Here is a 17,845-nt window from a genome sequence, read left to right as displayed (position 1 = left end):
TTTAGCGAATCTCTATGTTATTGTCGGTAGCAAACCGCAGTTCCTTTTCGTCATCATAATTCACTGCCACTACGTTTCCGTTCCTGTTCTCAAGACGTATCAATTTGCCCTTTTGTTTGTTGTTGGCTTCTACGAAACTGTTAATGCAGTCTTGGCTATGTGATGTAACAAAGACTTGAATATTTAGCTTCTCAGAAAGCATAAAAATGATTTTCCACAACTTAATTTGTGTAGAGTAATGTAATCCGGTTTCAAACTCATCCAGTAATAAAATACCGCCTTTACAATTTAAAAGTGCAAGAATAATGGTAAGAATACGATTTATGCCGTCTCCCATAGAGCTAAGTCTATAGCGTTGTTCTTTACCTTTTAATGTGACATAGGGAATTCTTCTTTTTGTACGCAAATCATCATTGAGAAAGTTTAGTTTGTCTATATCCGGTTCTATGATGTGCAATGCTTCAATAATGTATTTTTCTTCGGGTGAGAGGGAAATTTTATCGAATAAAGATGCATTTTGTGTACTTTGGAAGTCATTTGTTTTTATATATTCAAATGGTATTCCTTTTATCTTAGCTATGGAATATGGATTTCGTTTATAAAAGGGAACTATAACTATTTCTTCGGCAAATGTTATTTCCAGTCCGTCTCCTACCAAATTACTGGAATAGGTAGAAGATTTGTCTGCTAATAATTCTTCGTCGGTTAAAGTTGTTATACTTCTATGAGATCCTGTTTCGGTTTTAAATATTTCTTCAGCTATATGGGCTAATCGTATGGATAAAGTTCCGGTATGAGTAGAATTATTTTCTATTTCTCCGATAATGATACTATTGTTTTCAGAAAAAATTGCTTTTCTTTCCGGAAAGAAGGATAAGAAATGTTCTGTCATAATATTTTCGAATTCAATATCTGTATCTCTAAGTGGATATCCGATATTAACAGATTCTCCTCTAAATTCAAGGATTTCTTTCAGCCATTCGATATTTCCACCGGCAGCATAAATAGAGATGGCTTCCAGTAAGGTTGATTTACCTACATTGTTTCGTCCTACTATCAGATTGACTGGTGCCAATGAGTCAATAGAGAGCTCTTTGATATTTTTATAGTTTTTAATGACTACCGACTTCATGAATTTTTAGGTTATATGGATGAATAACTACGCAAATGTACATAAAATCTTTTGTTTTTCTCTTTATGTGTACAATGTTTCTCTAAATGTACTAATTTTGTAGCATTAAAATTAAACACTCAAAACCAATGAAGAAAATACTTTTACTCGGTTCCGGTGAATTAGGAAAAGAGTTTGTTATTTCTGCCCAGCGTAAAGGGCAATATATCATTGCATGTGATTCGTATGCCGGAGCTCCTGCTATGCAAGTGGCTGATGAGTATGAGGTGTTCAACATGCTCGATGGAGAAGAACTGGAACGCGTAGTCAGGAAACATCAGCCGGATATTATTGTACCGGAAATTGAAGCCATTCGTACAGAACGCCTATATGACTTTGAAAAGGAGGGAATACAAGTAGTGCCCAGTGCGCGTGCAGTAAACTTTACAATGAATCGTAAAGCTATTCGTGATTTGGCAGCTCAGGAGTTGGGCTTGAAAACGGCTAAGTACTTTTATGCAACTTCTCTGGAAGAATTGAAAGAGGCTGCTGCTAAAATTGGTTTTCCATGTGTGGTGAAGCCGTTGATGTCGTCTTCCGGCAAAGGTCAGTCATTGGTGAAAAGTGCCGATGAATTGGAACATGCCTGGGAATATGGTTGCAGTGGTAGCCGTGGAGATATTCGTGAGCTTATTATTGAAGAATTTATTAAGTTTGACAGTGAGATCACATTGCTTACCGTTACTCAAAAGAATGGTCCCACTCTTTTCTGCCCGCCTATCGGACATGTACAAAAGGGAGGAGATTATCGTGAAAGCTTCCAGCCCGCACATATTGATCCTGCTCATTTGAAAGAAGCGGAAGAAATGGCTGAAAAAGTGACTCGTGCTTTAACCGGTGCTGGTTTGTGGGGAGTAGAGTTCTTCCTGAGCCATGAGAACGGAGTATATTTCTCCGAACTTTCTCCTCGTCCGCATGATACGGGTATGGTGACTTTGGCAGGAACACAGAATCTGAATGAGTTTGAGCTTCACCTGCGTGCCGTACTTGGTTTACCTATTCCGGGCATCAAGCAGGAGAGGATAGGAGCCAGTGCTGTTATTCTATCAACAATTGCCAGTCAGGAGCGTCCTCAATATCGGGGGATGGAAGAGGTGACACGCGAAGAAGATACATATCTGCGTATTTTTGGTAAGCCTTTTACCCGTGTTAATCGTCGTATGGGAGTGGTGCTTTGTTATGCTTCTTTGGGTTCGGATTTGGATGCATTACGTGACAAGGCAAAACGAATTGCTGAAAAGGTAGAGGTTTTCTGATAATTATAGAAAATAGATAAAATAAGAGGGCTACACATGCAGGATGTTTAATTCTGGTGTATAGCCCTTTTTGTATTAACATTGTTAACGCCACATCAGGCATCCTATTCTTTATATTATAAAAGTACGTATTTTATAGGTGTAAATTATGCATATTAAATATGGGTTAATTAGGTAATTAACGGAGATTTAAATACGTTACTTTGTAATGAATAAATAGTATATAATAAAATCTTGTTTATCAATGAGATAATGTGCTGGAATACTATAAATATATATTCAATTCATTATTTATGATAAAGAGATAATTGATAATTTGTGGACTCTGGTTACTATTAAGAAAAGTGTTTCAATAAACGTTCGTTTAATGGCACAAAGGTAAAACGTATAATTAGAAGTACAAAATATTTCTATATATAAAATTCAAAATATTGTTCTTTTGGTGATATACATCTTTGATATTCAACGATATGGAATTATAAAAAAATAATGTTTTTATGTATTCCTTCATCAAATATTTCTTTTAAAAGTACCTCAAAAAAAAGCGTTTCATTAAACGAACGTTTATTGAAACGTTTCTATCTTCTAAACGCTTCGTTTTCAATACTAAGTAAATTCTAAAAAGTTGACGGTTTGAAAGAGAGAGAATGTCTCGTTCAAGCCGCGAAGCGTATCCGGAACTAAGGAATTTTTCTTCCAATCATTTCCATTAAATGTCTGAACAACAGCAACATTGGTTTGCCGCTCGTACTCGCGACAAACAAGAATTTGTCACTCGGGATTCTTTAGAAAAATTGAGAATAAATATTAATTTGGAATATTATCTTCCTACTCAATTTGTCATTCGTCAATTAAAATACCGTCGTAAGCGTGTTGAAGTTCCTGTCATAAGAAACTTGATATTTGTTCGTGCCACTAAACAGGATGCCTGTGATTTATCAAATAAGTATGGTGTTCAACTTTATTATATAAAGGATTTTTCGACCCGTTCCATGCTTATTGTTCCCGATAAACAGATGGAGGACTTTAAACAAATTATGGATCTTAATCCCGATAATATCAGTTTTGATAATGAAGTCCTTACTGTCGGCAGTAAAGTTCGTGTGATGAAAGGCAACTTGTGTGGAGTTGAAGGTGAGTTGGCTTTAGAGGCTAATAAAACCTATGTCATCATTCGTATTGAAGGTGTATTGACAGCCAGCGTAAAAGTGGCGAAAAGTTATTTGAAAGTAATCAGTTAATTTTATGAATAAAACAGAAGAATTGCAGCAGCTTGCTCAAAAATCACTCTATTTGGGTTTGGATGGAGACCCAATTTATGCAGAGCATTTTAGTCGTTTGAATAAAGAAATTCAGATTCTTTCCGATGCTCTTTATTCTGCTAAGGGTGATACTCCCGAAGAAGAAGCCGGTATTTGCCTGGCTTTGTTAATGGGTTACAGCGCTACTATCTATAGTGATAAAGATAAGGAAGCGAAAAAACAGTCTATTCTCGATCGTGCCTGGGAGGTATTAGAGCAACTTCCTCCTTCTTTATTAAAATGTCAGTTGCTGACGTATTGTTATGGTGAAGTTTTTGAGGATGAGTTAGCACAAGAAGCTCATGCAATCATTGACAGTTGGCAGGGGCGAGAGCTGACGGCCAAAGAGCAAGAGATTGTTGAGAATCTTCGGAATTTGGAGGAAAATCAATATCCATATAGTGATTTTGAATAATGGTTCTGCCTTATTTTTTTACAAATATAAATTGAGGATTTCATAACTTATATTCCCTTTGTTACATAATATGATTTTTTGATTTATTTCTCGTAGAGAATAATCCTTTTTCTCGTAGAGAATCGGGATGTTTCTCGTAGAGTTTCTTATCATTCCTCGTAGAGAAAAAAGTGTTATATGCAATTGCTTGATAACTAATGTTTTATGTAACGCTATAAATGTATTTATATTTCTTAATATAGAAATAGCACTTTTTTTAAGAAACCATTGTCTGATATTTTTTAATTCGTTACAAATTTGTTTTTTTACCTATATGATAACTGACCTGTATAAAAGTTTATAGTATATCTATATATTATAGGTCAACCCCACAAGATACTTACTTAAAATAGATACTCAAATGAAAGCTTGTTTTATGGGCTTAGGCTACATTGGCCTTCCTACTGCTATTATAGCAGCTAAACACGGTATTCAAGTTACCGGTGTTGATATTAATCCGAAAGTTGTTGAGATGACCAATCAGGGGCAATTACATATCATTGAACCGGGTATGCAGGAACTTCTTCAGGAAGTTGTTTCTGCGAAGCAGTTAAAAGCTTCTACTACTCCTGAAATCAGTGACGCCTATTTTATGGTAGTACCCACTCCCTTTAAGGGTAATCACGAACCGGATATTTCGTATGTGGAATCTGCAACCCGTGCAGTAATACCTTTGTTGAAGGAAGGTGACTTATATGTTATCGAATCTACTTCACCGGTAGGCACAACAGATAAAATGGTTCATTTAATATTTAGCCTTCGTCCAGAATTGGAAGGCAAAATATTTATAGCGTACTGTCCGGAACGTGTATTACCGGGAAATGTAATACATGAGTTGGTACACAATGATCGTGTGATTGGCGGTATGGATGAAGCATCTACAGATAAAGCAATTGAGTTTTACAGCCAATTTGTACAAGGTACGCTACATCGGACTAATTGTAAAACAGCCGAGATGTGTAAACTGACAGAGAATTCCTCGCGAGATGTACAGATAGCATTTGCAAATGAATTATCTCTTATTTGTGATAAAGCAGGTATTAATGTCTGGGAATTGATCAGCTTAGCCAATAAGCATCCGCGTGTAAATATTCTCCAGCCGGGTTGTGGAGTAGGAGGACATTGCATTGCTGTGGATCCTTATTTTATAACAGCCGATTTTCCGATAGAATCTCAGATAATATCAAAAGCCCGTGAGATCAATAACTATAAATCTTTTTGGTGCGCAGAGAAAGTAGAAAACGCCATGTTGAAATTTGAGTTAGAGCGCCATCGCAAACCTGTTGTCGCCATGATGGGATTAGCTTTCAAACCGGATATTGATGATTTACGTGAAGCACCGGCAAAATACATCACAACAAAGGTGATGCAAAGTTGCAATAATGCAGATATATTGGTAGTTGAACCGAATGTGACAGAGCATAAAGTGTTTAAACTTACTGATTATAAAGAAGCTTATAAGCAGGCGGATATTGTTGTATTCTTGGTAGCTCATTCTGTATTTAAAGCTTTGCCTTATGATGACACAAAAGTGATACTTGATTTTTGTGGGATCTATAAAAAATAAGTATATATTATTATGAAAAAAATAATGTTAGTCTTCGGGACTCGTCCCGAAGCTATAAAAATGGCTCCATTAGTGAAGGAGTTCCAGAAGCATCCGGAGACATTCCAAACTATTGTATGTGTAACAGGCCAGCATCGTGAAATGCTTGATCAGGTACTTCATCTTTTCGACATTAAGCCGGACTATGATTTGAATATCATGAAACAGGGGCAAGATCTTTATGATGTCACTTCCCGAGTACTTTTAGGTATGCGTGACGTCTTAAAAGAAGCAAATCCGGATGTTGTCTTAGTACATGGTGATACCACTACATCCACAGCTTCAGCTTTAGCTGCCTTTTATCAGCAAATTCCTGTTGGCCATGTAGAGGCCGGGCTTCGTACCCATGATATCTATAGCCCCTGGCCCGAAGAAATGAATCGTTTGATAACCGGCCGTATTGCTACTTACCATTTTTCTCCAACTGTATTAAGTAAACAAAATTTATTGGATGAAGGGATAAATGAAGAAGCTATTACCGTGACAGGCAATACTGTGATTGATGCTCTTTATATGGTGGTAGATAAGATAAAATCGGATAAGCAGTTAGGAGAGGAGTTGGAGACCCTACTTCGTGAATCCGGTTATGACGTAAATCGTTTGAATGGTACTCGAAAGTTAGTTCTCATTACCGGACATCGACGAGAGAATTTTGGCGAAGGTTTTATTTCGATGTGCAGAGCAATAAAGGCCTTGACTGAGAAGTATCCGAATGTTGATTTTGTTTATCCGATGCATTTGAATCCCAATGTTCGCAAACCCATTCACGAAGTATTTGGTGAAGACTTATCCGATTTGGATAATATGTTCTTTATAGAACCATTGGAATATCTTTCGTTTGTTTATTTGATGGAGAAATCTACCATTGTTCTTACCGATAGTGGAGGCATTCAAGAGGAAGCGCCAGGACTTGGTAAGCCTGTTTTGGTTATGCGTGATACCACGGAGCGTCCGGAAGCTTTAGAAACGGGAACAGTAAAACTGGTGGGTACGGATTATGATAAGATTGTAAATGAAGTTTCTGCTTTACTGGATGATATGGATTATTATGATAGGATGAGTAAGGCTGTAAATCCGTATGGAGATGGGTTAGCGTGTGAACGGATAGTTGAATATTTAAATAGATGAAGATGGAAAGGCGGAAAATTATAATTGTTATGAAGCATGATATTACTTTTTATCCACCAGTAATATCTGTGTGTAAAATCTTATATGATTTAAGTTGCGACATTGTATATATTGGAGCCTGTTCTGATAGTAATATAGAAAAAGAATTGTTGCTATTTAATGTAAAAGTGTATAAGCAACCTCAATATGGTGGAAATGGAGTTAAGAGGTTTTTACAACAATTACAATTTAGAGAAAGAGTAAAAAGAATCATAGAAAAAGAATATTTTTCTGATAATTCTTTACTTTGGTTGGTTCATTTTGAGACAGTTGTTTTATTTTCTTCCTTTTTGAAAAAGTATGATACAGTTGCTCATTTATTGGAATTTAGAGATTCAAGATTAAAATTAGCATATAAACTATTGAATCCGTTTAGAGATTTTATTCATGATTTTTCGTATGCTAAAAAAATTATTTGCTGTGAATATAATAGAGCGTTAATAACAAAATATCTATTCAATTTATCGACATGTCCTATAGTATTACCTAATAAACCATATGAAAACGGAACTTTAGACAATTTCCTAAACCTGCCACAAGATGTATCAACTATTTTATCGAAATATGAAAATAAGAAGATTATTCTTTATCAAGGAGGGTTTCATGAAGAAAGAAAATTAGATGATTTTATGAGAGCAATGGAGCTATTACCGGAAGATTATGTACTGATGTTGATGGGACCTAATAATTCGTATTTTAAATTATTAAAAGGTACATATGAAAATGAACGTATCGTTTTTATGCCATTTCTCCCTCCTCCTTTGCATTTAGAGGTCACTAAGTATGCATATATAGGTATCTTGAGTTATACGCCAATACCTTATGATATAGGGATGATTATAAATGCCCTTTATTGTGCTCCTAATAAATTATATGAGTACGCAAAATTTCAGATCCCAATGATATCTAATAATGTACCGGCACTAAAGGATGCTTTTACAACTTATAAAGCAGGAATTTGCATAGAAGAGCTAACTGTTGAAAATATTTGTAAAGCTGTGAAGGAGATAGGTCATGATTATGAAGGATATGTTGCTGGAACGAGATGTTTATACAATGGGGTGAATTTGGAGGCTATTGTAAAGTCGGCGATATCAATATAATATTCATTGTTTTCATTGATTAAAATATGTTTTACTAATTCAGTATTGAATTCACTTAATTAGAATATGATGGTGAAAAAAATACTCATATTTGATACAATATTCCCAATTGGGCATAAAGATTTATATCAAAGCTTGATAACATTATTTCCAGAAAATGTTGAGCTCTTAATATTAAATGCTAGTGATTTTTATAATGAATCAAATGAAAATAGTTCTATTCAATATAAAAAGATTATACATTTAAAAGAAAGAAAGAATTTATTGTTAAATCAAATCGTTCTGGCTATTAATACATTAATAGGGATTATCTATTCATACTCTTATAAATCAGATATTGTTGTGTTTTTTACTTTTGATACACTAAATATTGCTATAATGAGATTTCTTTTTGGAAAAAAAGAAGTATACTTATTACATCATAATAACACAGATCATTTACAGAATAAATATAAGAAAAGATTTTTTGATACCTATAAAAATAAGGTGAAACATATCGTTTTTGCAGATTTTATTGGTAAATATTTGGTTGGCATAGGAGTAAATCAAAGTAATGTATATGTGTTAACTCATCCCTTAAATGGTTTTACAGGTAGTGATATAAATAAAAACAATATAAATAAGAAAATATATATAGGATTGGGTTATGCAAATGATGAACTACTTATTTCACAAATTATAAATTATGAAAATAAATATCATCTTTTATACAAGAATGATATATTGCTGATTATTCGTTCTCGTGTTCAAAAAGCTTACGAATATAAGAATATAAGAATTATAAATGGACATTTACCAAAAGACGAATATGAATCTATTTATGAGAGTTCTCAAGCTGTTTTATTGCTATATTCTATCAAATACATGAACAGATACTCAGGAGTTATATTGGATGCTTTCAGGCATAAGAAAAAAATTATAGGAATTAATATTCCTATAGTAAAATATTTTTCTTGTTTGTATCCTAATAACTGTAGAACATTTAATTCTGTGGAGGATTTGTTTCTGAAATTGATACAATTTAATAATACTGTTTTTAGTGATGCCGAGTATAATCAATTTCTTACTAATCATAGTGATCAGAAAATTAGAAAAGAAATAATAGAAATTTTTTCATTAAAATGAATTTTTATCAATTACAAGATAAAGATGTTTCTTATATAGGAAGAATATGTTTAACTATATTTTTATGTTTACTTCATGTCTTTACTGTAAATTTTCCTGTTATAGCTGCATTGATTAGTATTATAGAATTTTCCATTTGTTTGATTTATTTAATAAAAAAGCGAGTAGAAGATTTTTTATTGATTTTGATGTTGTTTAGTATTTCTAGTTTTGATGTTTCTTCTTTTGTTTCTGGAAATTCAGAGTTTGTAGCATATTCTATATTTATGTTGCCGCTTGTTAAAGGTTACCCTTTCTTTATCTTGTTGTTAATTCCTCTATTAATGATATATAAAAAGGATAAATTTCGGTGGATAAATAAAATAAAACATCAAGGTAAAAATCTTTTCTTTCTTTTAAAATTTGCAATCTTGATGATACCTATTGGGGGGATTACAGGATTTTTTTCTATCTTGATAAATGATAATGATATTATAAATACAGGTAATATTAGATATTTTTTCTTAGACTTTTTAAAGTTAAGTATTTATAGTCTGCTTGTAATTTATTTCTCATATTGTGTTGTTCAGAAAGATACTTATATACGCTTTAAAAGAATGATGTTTTCCATTTTGGTAGGAGTAATTTTTTCGGCATTTATATCTATAATAATAGGTAAACGCGGATATTATGGAGATGAGGAAATTGTTTTGATGCCTTTAGTTTTTTTCTTTTCGCCGTTAATTATTCTTTTTTTCTTTTATAAGGAATATAGAAAGAGATTGTTGTTATTTATCTGTTCTGTTTTAGCTTTGTGGTTACAATTAACTACTTCCAATGCTTTGGGGGGAAAGTCTTGGTTAGCATTGATATATATAATTTTTTCTATAGTTATTATTTTAAATCAGCGGAAGAAGAAATTAGTTCTATTATCAATATTTGTATTTTTCGTTCCTTTCTTAATAGGATTAGGTAGTTTGTTTGAAACACAAAAAAATATGGATAAATTATCTTCTACTAAATTGATACAGGCAACAATGTTGATTTCAGTATTTGATCTTGATTGGTATGAGAATATGCCATTGTCTCCTAAATATAGGATTGAAGAGTTTTTTAATATTGCAGCAGAATATATCAAGAAACCTTATTATGCATTGTTGGGTAAAGGTTTTGGAGGAAGTATAAAAGATCATCGAAATACAATGGGATTTTATAATGATGCTGCATTTAGCCCGGATCAATATCAGAATGGGACTTTTATTCTAATGCATGAAGCATTTAATGTTCTTTTTCTTAAATTTGGTCTTTGGGGCCTTTTTTGTTTTTTTTTATGTATAAGAAGAGGGATAAGGTGTTTCTTTCTAACTCCATGGGTAATTATTGGTGTTTTGTGGCTATTTTTATTTTGGGGATATTCTTTTAATTTAGCTTTCTTTGGGATTCCCTCCTTAGTATTGGGATTTTATGAATCAAATAAATTCTGTTTCAATGAAAAATAGAATTAGCATATCTCGTAAAGATATTATTTGGAATTATTTGGGATATGGTTTTTCATTTGGTACTAATATTTTATTGTTGCCGATTGTTCTATATTATTTGCCTACGGAAGAATTGGGCTTATGGTATATATTTTTGAGTGTAGGGGCTTTTGTTGCTATGTTTGACTTTGGGTTTTCACCACAAATTGCGAGAGTTATAACTTATTCTTATGCGGGTGCGGATGAAATACAAAAAGTTGGAGTTGTTTCAGCTACATTGGGGGATAGAAAAAATTCGAATATATATCTTTTAAAAAAAGTAATTTGTACGGCTAAGAGTATATATTTAATTATTGCATTATTGGCTTTTATACTTCTTTCGACAGGAGGTACTTATTACATCTATACCGTATCTGACAGACATTTGTCAGCGTATATTCTATATGCTTGGGGTGTTTTTGTAATAGCTAGTTTTGTAAATGTTTTATACTTGTATTATACGGCTATTTTTAGAGGAATTGGAAACTTTGTCGATTTAAATAAAGCTCTTGCTTTATCAAAATTGATTCAGATAATCGCATCTGTTATTCTTTTAGTGTTATGTAGAAATATAATGGCTGTTACTATTGCTTATTTGCTTAGTGGAATTATGTTTCGTTTCTATTTGTCTCATGCTTTTCGGAAAAAAACGGAAGTGGGTAAAGAATACTATAAATCTAAAAATAATTTTACTATTAATGAAAGGTATGAGAATTTTAAGCTTATTTGGAGTAATGCAAGAAAAGATGGGTTAGTAATGATCTCCAGGTATTTTGTTACACAATCAAATACTGTACTATGTTCTCTCTATTTGGGATTAACAGAGACGGCAGGGTATGCTCTTTCTGTACAGATACTGACAATCGTTTCATCCATTTCATCTATTTATTATACAACACAACAACCTTTATTGAACGCAGCAAGTGTTGAAAAGAATCATTCTCTGAAGTATAATATATTTTCGAAATCGTGGGTTATTTTTATTGTGATGTATGTACTATTTATATTGGTAATGATTACTATTGGTATTCCTTTGGTTAATCTAATTAAGCACGATACTCTTTTGAATATAAATATGTTTTTATTTCTGGCTATATATATGTTTTTGGAAGCTAATCAATCCTTGTTTACTTCATATATATCTACATCTAATTATATTCCTTATTCTAATACTTATTGTGTGTCTGCATTATTGGCTACTATTTTAGCTATATTGCTGATTACTCTTACTAGCTGGGGAGTTATGAGTCTTATTCTTGCTCATTTTATTGTTCAATTATCATATAATAATTGGAGATGGCCGCAATTTGTTTTACGCGAATTTAATGTAAGTTTGTTTACTTTATTTGAGGATGGAATAGCTAAGCTTATATCTCAATTGAAGACATTATCTTTTAGAATATTTTTATAGCTATATAATATTTATCTTTAAATTATTTTATAGATAATCTTGTTTTTTCAATGGTTAAATTCCCCCGTTTTGGACTAATATATAATGTTTTAGGTTATACAATATGAGTACAAAAATTTCCCAATTTAATAATTCTGATTTATTGAGATTGGTTGCCGCACCCCAAGTGGTATATGGCATACAGCTGAGTCTCTTGAGATTGATTTATTTTATTTTCTGGAAATAATAAAGTATTTCCCTGGTGTTACTGTTTTATTTATAATTAGTGGGGCTTTTGATATATGGTTCGCTTAGTAGAAACGCAAATTTGAAGCAATATTTCAAGAATAGATTTTTTAGAATATATCCTGCGTTGTGGGTCTGTATAACTGTTACAGTAGTATTACTTTTTGTGTTTAACACTATAAATACAAGTAGTTTACTTAATAAACAATTTTGTATGGGTTATAGGACAATTAATTATATTTCAATTCTAATGGTTAAGTTGATAAATATATCTGTATTACCTTATCTGTATTGTCTATTTTTTTTGAGTTTGAAAAATAAATAAAATTTGTAGGAATACCTATACTTGTCTTTTAATATTTTGAAAATCTCAAAGAATGATTGAACGCAATATAAAAAATACAGGATATAATATTTGTTGATTTCTATTGAATACATAGTAAAACTTGAGTTATGGTTTTCTTAGCGATTTATTAAATATAAGTTATATGCGTATAGAACTTTGGGGAACCTATCCTCCTCCCATTGGAGGGGTCTCCATTCATATTTATAGATTAATTCATTATTTACATGAAAAGGATGATTCCATTATTCTTAGAAATTTTGGAAAGACTTTACCTCCATTTACCTATATAAAGCCTTTAAATAATTTCTGGGTTGAATTTGTTAAATTATTGTTTGGATCCAGAAGAGTAATCCATTTACATTCTAATAATGTATTGGCGTTCTTCTTATTTATTTTGTTTGGTTTTAGACATAGGGTTGGGGTTACTATCCATAATAAAAACTTAATAAAAGAGACTTCTTTTGTTAAAAAGAAAGTAATAAAAAGGTTTCTACGAAGTTCTGCTTTTATTATTTTAAATGATCAAGATTATAAGGATAAATTGATTGAATCATTTCAATGTGAGTCAAAACATATTTTTATATTGCCTGCCTTTTTCCCTCCTATGAAAATGGAATATAAAGGTTTGAGTGCTGATATACATAATTTCAGAAATAATCATGCTTTTGTATTGTCTGCAAATGCCTATAAATTACGTTTGGAGAATAATATTGATGTATATGGATTGGATTTACTAATAAGGCTTGTTAAAGAGTTGAAAGATGAGAAAGTCGATGTAGGTTTAATTTTCTGTTTACCAGCTATTGGTGATGTAGAATATTATAATAGATGTTTATCTAAAATTGTAGATTGGGGTTTAGAAAATAATATTTTAATAGTACAAAAAGAGTTATCTAATGGTTTTGAAGTTTGGAAATTGTCAGATTTGTTTATTCGACCTACTTCTACTGATATAGAGGGTATATCAGTGAAAGAAGCTCTATTTTGCGGTACATTGGCAATAGCAAGTGATGTTTGTGTTAGACCTAAAGAAGCTATTTTATTTGGAAATAGAAATTTTGAAGATTTGAAACAGAAAGTTTGGGATTGTTATATGAATCGAAATATTTTAGTAAAGGATAAGATTTATATTAGTGATAATACAGTGGACGAAATTTTAAATATTTATAAATCAGTAATGTAATAATGAAACAAATCATTCAAGATATGAAATCCGGGCAAACTATGCTCGAAGAAGTTCCGTCACCACAAGTGAAGTCGGGCAGTGTATTAATTAAGACTTCAAGATCTTTGGTATCTTTAGGTACTGAACGAATGCTTGTAGAGTTTGGTAAAGCCAATTTGATAGAGAAAGCTCGTCAACAGCCGGACAAAGTAAAGCAAGTGTTAGATAAAATAAAAACGGATGGTTTGCAACCTACTTTGGAAGCCGTGTTTAATAAACTTGGGCAACCTTTACCTTTAGGTTATTGCAATGTAGGTACAGTTGTGGCTATTGGAAAAGGGGTTACAGAGCTAAAGGTTGGAGATAGGGTAGCCTCTAATGGCCAACATGCCGAATTTGTTTGTGTTCCTAAAAATTTGGTGGCAAAAGTTCCCGATAATGTATCGGATGAAGAAGCTGCATTTACAGTGATAGGTTCGATAGGATTACAAGGTATCCGATTGTTAAATCCGCAATTAGGAGAAACGGTAGTTGTAACAGGATTGGGACTGATTGGACTGATAGCTGCACAATTATTGAAAGCAAATGGTTGTAAGGTTATCGGAATAGATTTTGATGAAGAGAAAATACAATTGGCACGGGCAAAGGGGATTGTTGCTATAAATCCGGCTAAAGGGACAGATCCTGTAAAGTTTGTAATGGAAGAGACTGATCAGATAGGTGCAGATGCTGTTCTGATAACTGCTTCTGCCAAAACGAATGATGTCATTCATCAGGCCGCTGAGATGTCTCGTAAGAGAGGACGTATAGTACTTGTCGGGGTGATAGGTCTCGATATACGCAGAGATGATTTTTATAAGAAAGAGCTCACTTTTCAGGTGTCATGTTCATATGGTCCCGGACGTTATGATGAGAATTATGAAAATAAGGGAATTGATTATCCGTTGCCTTTTGTGAGATGGACGGAGAAGAGAAATTTTGATACGATATTGCAAGCTATCTCAATGGGTAATTTGGACGTAAAGTCGTTGGTTACGGAAGAGGTAGAATTGAAAGATTATAATTTGATTTATGGTGATATGCGTAAGCATGGCTCCATTGCTTCTATTATTAAATATCCGGAAGATACGGTAGCAGATTCTGTTATTGATGTGAACTCTTCTACTTTTTCGGCTTCTGCAGGTCAGATAGGGATAATAGGGGCAGGTAACTTTACTTCTGCAACAATGATTCCTGCTTTGATGAAAGCCAAAGCGAGGATAAGATACATTGCCAGCGCTCAAGGGTTATCTGCTAAAATATTGGCAAAGAAATCAGGTGCTTTGAAAGCGACTTCTGATTATAAAGAGATTTTGTCAGATAAGGAGGTAGATTTAGTAATGATTACAACCCGGCACAACTTGCATGCTTCTATGGTATTGGAGTCATTACAAGCCGGCAAAAGTGTTTTTGTTGAGAAACCTTTGTGCTTGACAGATCAGGAGTTGCAGGAAATTACAAATGCTTATAAAAAGGTTAGTGGAAAGGGTATTACATTAACTGTTGGGTTTAATCGTCGCTTTTCTCCTTTTGCTCAGAAAATGAAACAGTTATCTGGACAAGGAGTCAAAAATATAATAGCCACTATGAATGCTGGTTTTATTCCATCAGATGTGTGGGTGCATGATTTGGAAGTTGGAGGAGGGCGTATTATTGGAGAGGCTTGCCACTTTATTGATTTGTGTTCGTACCTGGCTGATAGTAAAGTTGTATCTGTTTGTATGAATTCGATGGGGGTAACTCCTGCTGAAAATACGGATAATGTAAGTATCATATTGAGATATGAGAACGGATCAAATGCCGTGATAAACTATTTTGCCAATGGTAGTAAAGCTTATTCGAAAGAAAGAATAGAAGTGTACTCACAAGAAAAAACGTTGGTTCTGGATAACTGGAGAGAGTTAAGAGGATATGGGTTTAAGGAGTTCAGTAAAATGAAAAGCACGATGGATAAAGGACACACTGCTCAGTTTGCTTTGCTGAACGAAAGAATCATTAAAGGTGGAGAGGAACTGATTAGTTTCGATTCTATTCTTAATACTACTAAAGCTTCGTTTGCTTGTATCGAAAGTTTGAAGCAGAATAGCTGGATAGAGGTCAAGTGATGAATCGACTCAATCTCTACTCCCAAATATTGAAAAATATGGGAGGAAGATATTTTTTATTTCGTGCCTCTTATGAAATGCAACGTAAATCGGGTTTATTACGGTTTAGATATCCGGTGAACTATACGTTGCAGAAGTTTTTTTCATTGGAGGAATGGAAAGAGAAAGCACTACCGTTCTTCTTTGATTCGTCAAAAGAGGTCTCATTCAGTAGCGTACATATAAATAATTTGGCTTCTGATTTCCATCGGGTTGTAAAAGGGGAGTGCTGTTTTTTTTCATCTGCATGGTATGATTTGGGTACTGATTATGATTGGGTGACTAATCCTGATACAAATTATAAATATGACGTATCCAAGCATTGGACAGAGGTGGAAGACATTGTACAAGAAGCCGGAGATATCAAGTATGTATGGGAGAAGTCAAGATTCTCATATCTCTATACGGTGATAAGATATGACCACTCAACCGGCGAAGATCATAGTCAGTTCGTATTTGATCAGATACAGGACTGGATTGATAAAAATCCTCTGAATTGCGGACCGAATTATAAGTGTAGTCAAGAGATTTCGTTAAGGGTTCTCAATTGGATTTTTGCTCTGTATTATTACAAATCATCTCCTCTTTTAACAGAAAGTTGTTTTCAGAAGATCATAAATTCCATATACTGGCAGATAAAGCACGTCTATGGTAATATTAATTTCTCAAGAATAGCAGTTCGTAATAATCATGCTATAACAGAGACATTAACATTGTATATTGTAGGTTTACTTTTTCCATGGTTTCCGGATGCGAAGTTATGGAAATCGAAGGGAAAAAAGTGGTTCGAAAAAGAAATCGAATATCAGATAGCAGAAGATGGGACTTACCTCCAGTTTAGTATGAATTATCACAGGGTGGTGATTCAATTACTGACATGGGGCATTGCTCTTGCTCAAAGGAATGGAGAATGTTTTAGCGAACATGTCTATCAGCGCGCTTATCAATCTGTCAATTTTCTATATCAGTGCCAGGAATTATCAAATGGATATTTACCTAATTATGGTTCGAATGATGGAGCTCTGTTTTTTAAATTAAATGATTCGGATTATAGAGATTACCGTCCTCAGCTTGATGCACTTCATTACCTGCTTACCGGTGAAAATCTTTATGATGATGTATATGAGGATAGAGGTTGGTATGCAAATAATCGGAATTGTATACATGCTGAATTTGCTCCTCTCAAGCAGAAGATAGGATGTATCTCTTTTGATGTAGGAGGGTACTATTTGATACGTGAACAGGATACATTGACTTTTATTCGTTGCGGTAAATATAAGGATCGTCCGGCACATGCAGATAATTTGCATATGGATGTTTGGTATAAAGGAGAAAATATATTGATGGATGGAGGTAGTTATAAGTATAATACGGATGCTTCGGATATCAATTACTTTATGGGGACCCAATCTCACAACACAATCATGTTGGGCAATAATAACCAAATGTTGAAAGGGGCAAGATTTATGTGGTTTTATTGGTCGCAAGCTTTAAAGGCCTCTATACAGGAGTTGGATGATTCTTATTGTTTTTCGGGAGTAGTAAGTTGTTTCAGGCAATTAGGACACGATATAGCTCATTCAAGAAAGATTATAAAGAAGAAAAATGCTCCGGAATGGATGGTTGAGGATATTGTTTTGAATAAACCTCAAGGGAGCAAAATACGCCAACTGTGGCATACCCAATCTTCAAGAATAGACTTTAAATCTGTAGAGCATAATTATATTTCGTCTAAGGGTATGTGCTCTGAATATTATGGACAAAAAAAAGAGAATAAAGAAATCGAATTTATAAGTGATTCAGAATCTATAACAACAATTATTCAAGTGATTTAAA

General features: G+C 33.3%; 13 protein-coding genes. 12 read left to right on the top strand and 1 reads right to left on the bottom strand.

Going from position 1 to position 17,845, the window contains the following annotated elements; translation table 11 throughout:
- Nucleotide 1 precedes the first annotated feature (1 nt).
- Entirely contained in the window at nucleotides 2-1,132 is a 1,131-nt protein-coding gene (locus K8P02_RS09530; protein ID WP_007485195.1) for an AAA family ATPase, read from the bottom strand.
- Between the two features lie 128 nt (nucleotides 1,133-1,260).
- Here K8P02_RS09530 and purT point away from each other — a divergent pair, with 128 nt between their 5' ends.
- The 12 genes from purT (at nucleotide 1,261) to K8P02_RS09470 (ending at nucleotide 17,844) form a co-directional block, all read left to right on the top strand.
- Nucleotides 1,261-2,427, top strand: coding sequence for a formate-dependent phosphoribosylglycinamide formyltransferase (purT, locus tag K8P02_RS09525; RefSeq protein ID WP_025867672.1), 1,167 nt, complete (start codon nucleotides 1,261-1,263; stop codon nucleotides 2,425-2,427).
- Between the two features lie 713 nt (nucleotides 2,428-3,140).
- A complete protein-coding gene (locus K8P02_RS09520) occupies nucleotides 3,141-3,668 on the top strand; it encodes a UpxY family transcription antiterminator (protein WP_007485197.1) in 528 nt (175 codons plus the stop codon).
- Between the two features lie 4 nt (nucleotides 3,669-3,672).
- Nucleotides 3,673-4,143, top strand: coding sequence for a UpxZ family transcription anti-terminator antagonist (locus tag K8P02_RS09515; RefSeq protein ID WP_025868315.1), 471 nt, complete (start codon nucleotides 3,673-3,675; stop codon nucleotides 4,141-4,143).
- A gap of 400 nt (nucleotides 4,144-4,543) precedes the next feature.
- A complete protein-coding gene (gene wecC / locus K8P02_RS09510; protein WP_007485200.1) occupies nucleotides 4,544-5,749 on the top strand; it encodes a UDP-N-acetyl-D-mannosamine dehydrogenase in 1,206 nt (401 codons plus the stop codon).
- 12 nt (nucleotides 5,750-5,761) lie between these two features.
- A complete protein-coding gene (gene wecB, locus K8P02_RS09505; RefSeq protein ID WP_025868314.1) occupies nucleotides 5,762-6,916 on the top strand; it encodes a non-hydrolyzing UDP-N-acetylglucosamine 2-epimerase in 1,155 nt (384 codons plus the stop codon).
- Nucleotides 6,917-6,945: 29 nt separating this feature from the next.
- A complete protein-coding gene (locus tag K8P02_RS09500) occupies nucleotides 6,946-8,058 on the top strand; it encodes a glycosyltransferase (RefSeq protein ID WP_155921498.1) in 1,113 nt (370 codons plus the stop codon).
- Nucleotides 8,059-8,124: 66 nt separating this feature from the next.
- Nucleotides 8,125-9,183, top strand: coding sequence for a hypothetical protein (locus tag K8P02_RS09495; RefSeq protein ID WP_223382264.1), 1,059 nt, complete (start codon nucleotides 8,125-8,127; stop codon nucleotides 9,181-9,183).
- On the top strand, nucleotides 9,180-10,661 hold the full coding sequence (locus K8P02_RS09490; protein ID WP_223382255.1) for a hypothetical protein: 1,482 nt from the start codon (nucleotides 9,180-9,182) through the stop codon (nucleotides 10,659-10,661). Before K8P02_RS09495 ends, K8P02_RS09490 begins: the two co-directional genes overlap by 4 nt.
- Entirely contained in the window at nucleotides 10,651-12,090 is a 1,440-nt protein-coding gene (gene wzx, locus K8P02_RS09485; RefSeq protein ID WP_025867225.1) for an O-unit flippase-like protein, read from the top strand. Before K8P02_RS09490 ends, wzx begins: the two co-directional genes overlap by 11 nt.
- Before the next feature lie 713 nt (nucleotides 12,091-12,803).
- A complete protein-coding gene (locus K8P02_RS09480) occupies nucleotides 12,804-13,844 on the top strand; it encodes a glycosyltransferase (protein WP_044158130.1) in 1,041 nt (346 codons plus the stop codon).
- Between the two features lie 2 nt (nucleotides 13,845-13,846).
- Nucleotides 13,847-15,970 carry a bi-domain-containing oxidoreductase gene (locus K8P02_RS09475; protein ID WP_025867227.1) on the top strand — a complete coding sequence of 708 codons (2,124 nt, stop codon included), beginning with the start codon at nucleotides 13,847-13,849 and terminating at the stop codon, nucleotides 15,968-15,970.
- Nucleotides 15,970-17,844, top strand: a complete 1,875-nt coding sequence (locus K8P02_RS09470; protein WP_195449464.1) for a heparinase II/III domain-containing protein — start codon at nucleotides 15,970-15,972, stop codon at nucleotides 17,842-17,844. The genes K8P02_RS09475 and K8P02_RS09470 overlap by 1 nt, the downstream gene beginning before the upstream one ends.
- The last annotated feature ends 1 nt before the right edge of the window (nucleotide 17,845 follow it).

The organism is Bacteroides nordii, assembly GCF_019930665.1.
Lineage (GTDB): Bacteria > Bacteroidota > Bacteroidia > Bacteroidales > Bacteroidaceae > Bacteroides > Bacteroides nordii.
Note: the sequence above shows the minus strand (reverse complement) of the source record. Positions and strands in the feature narration are given on the sequence as shown.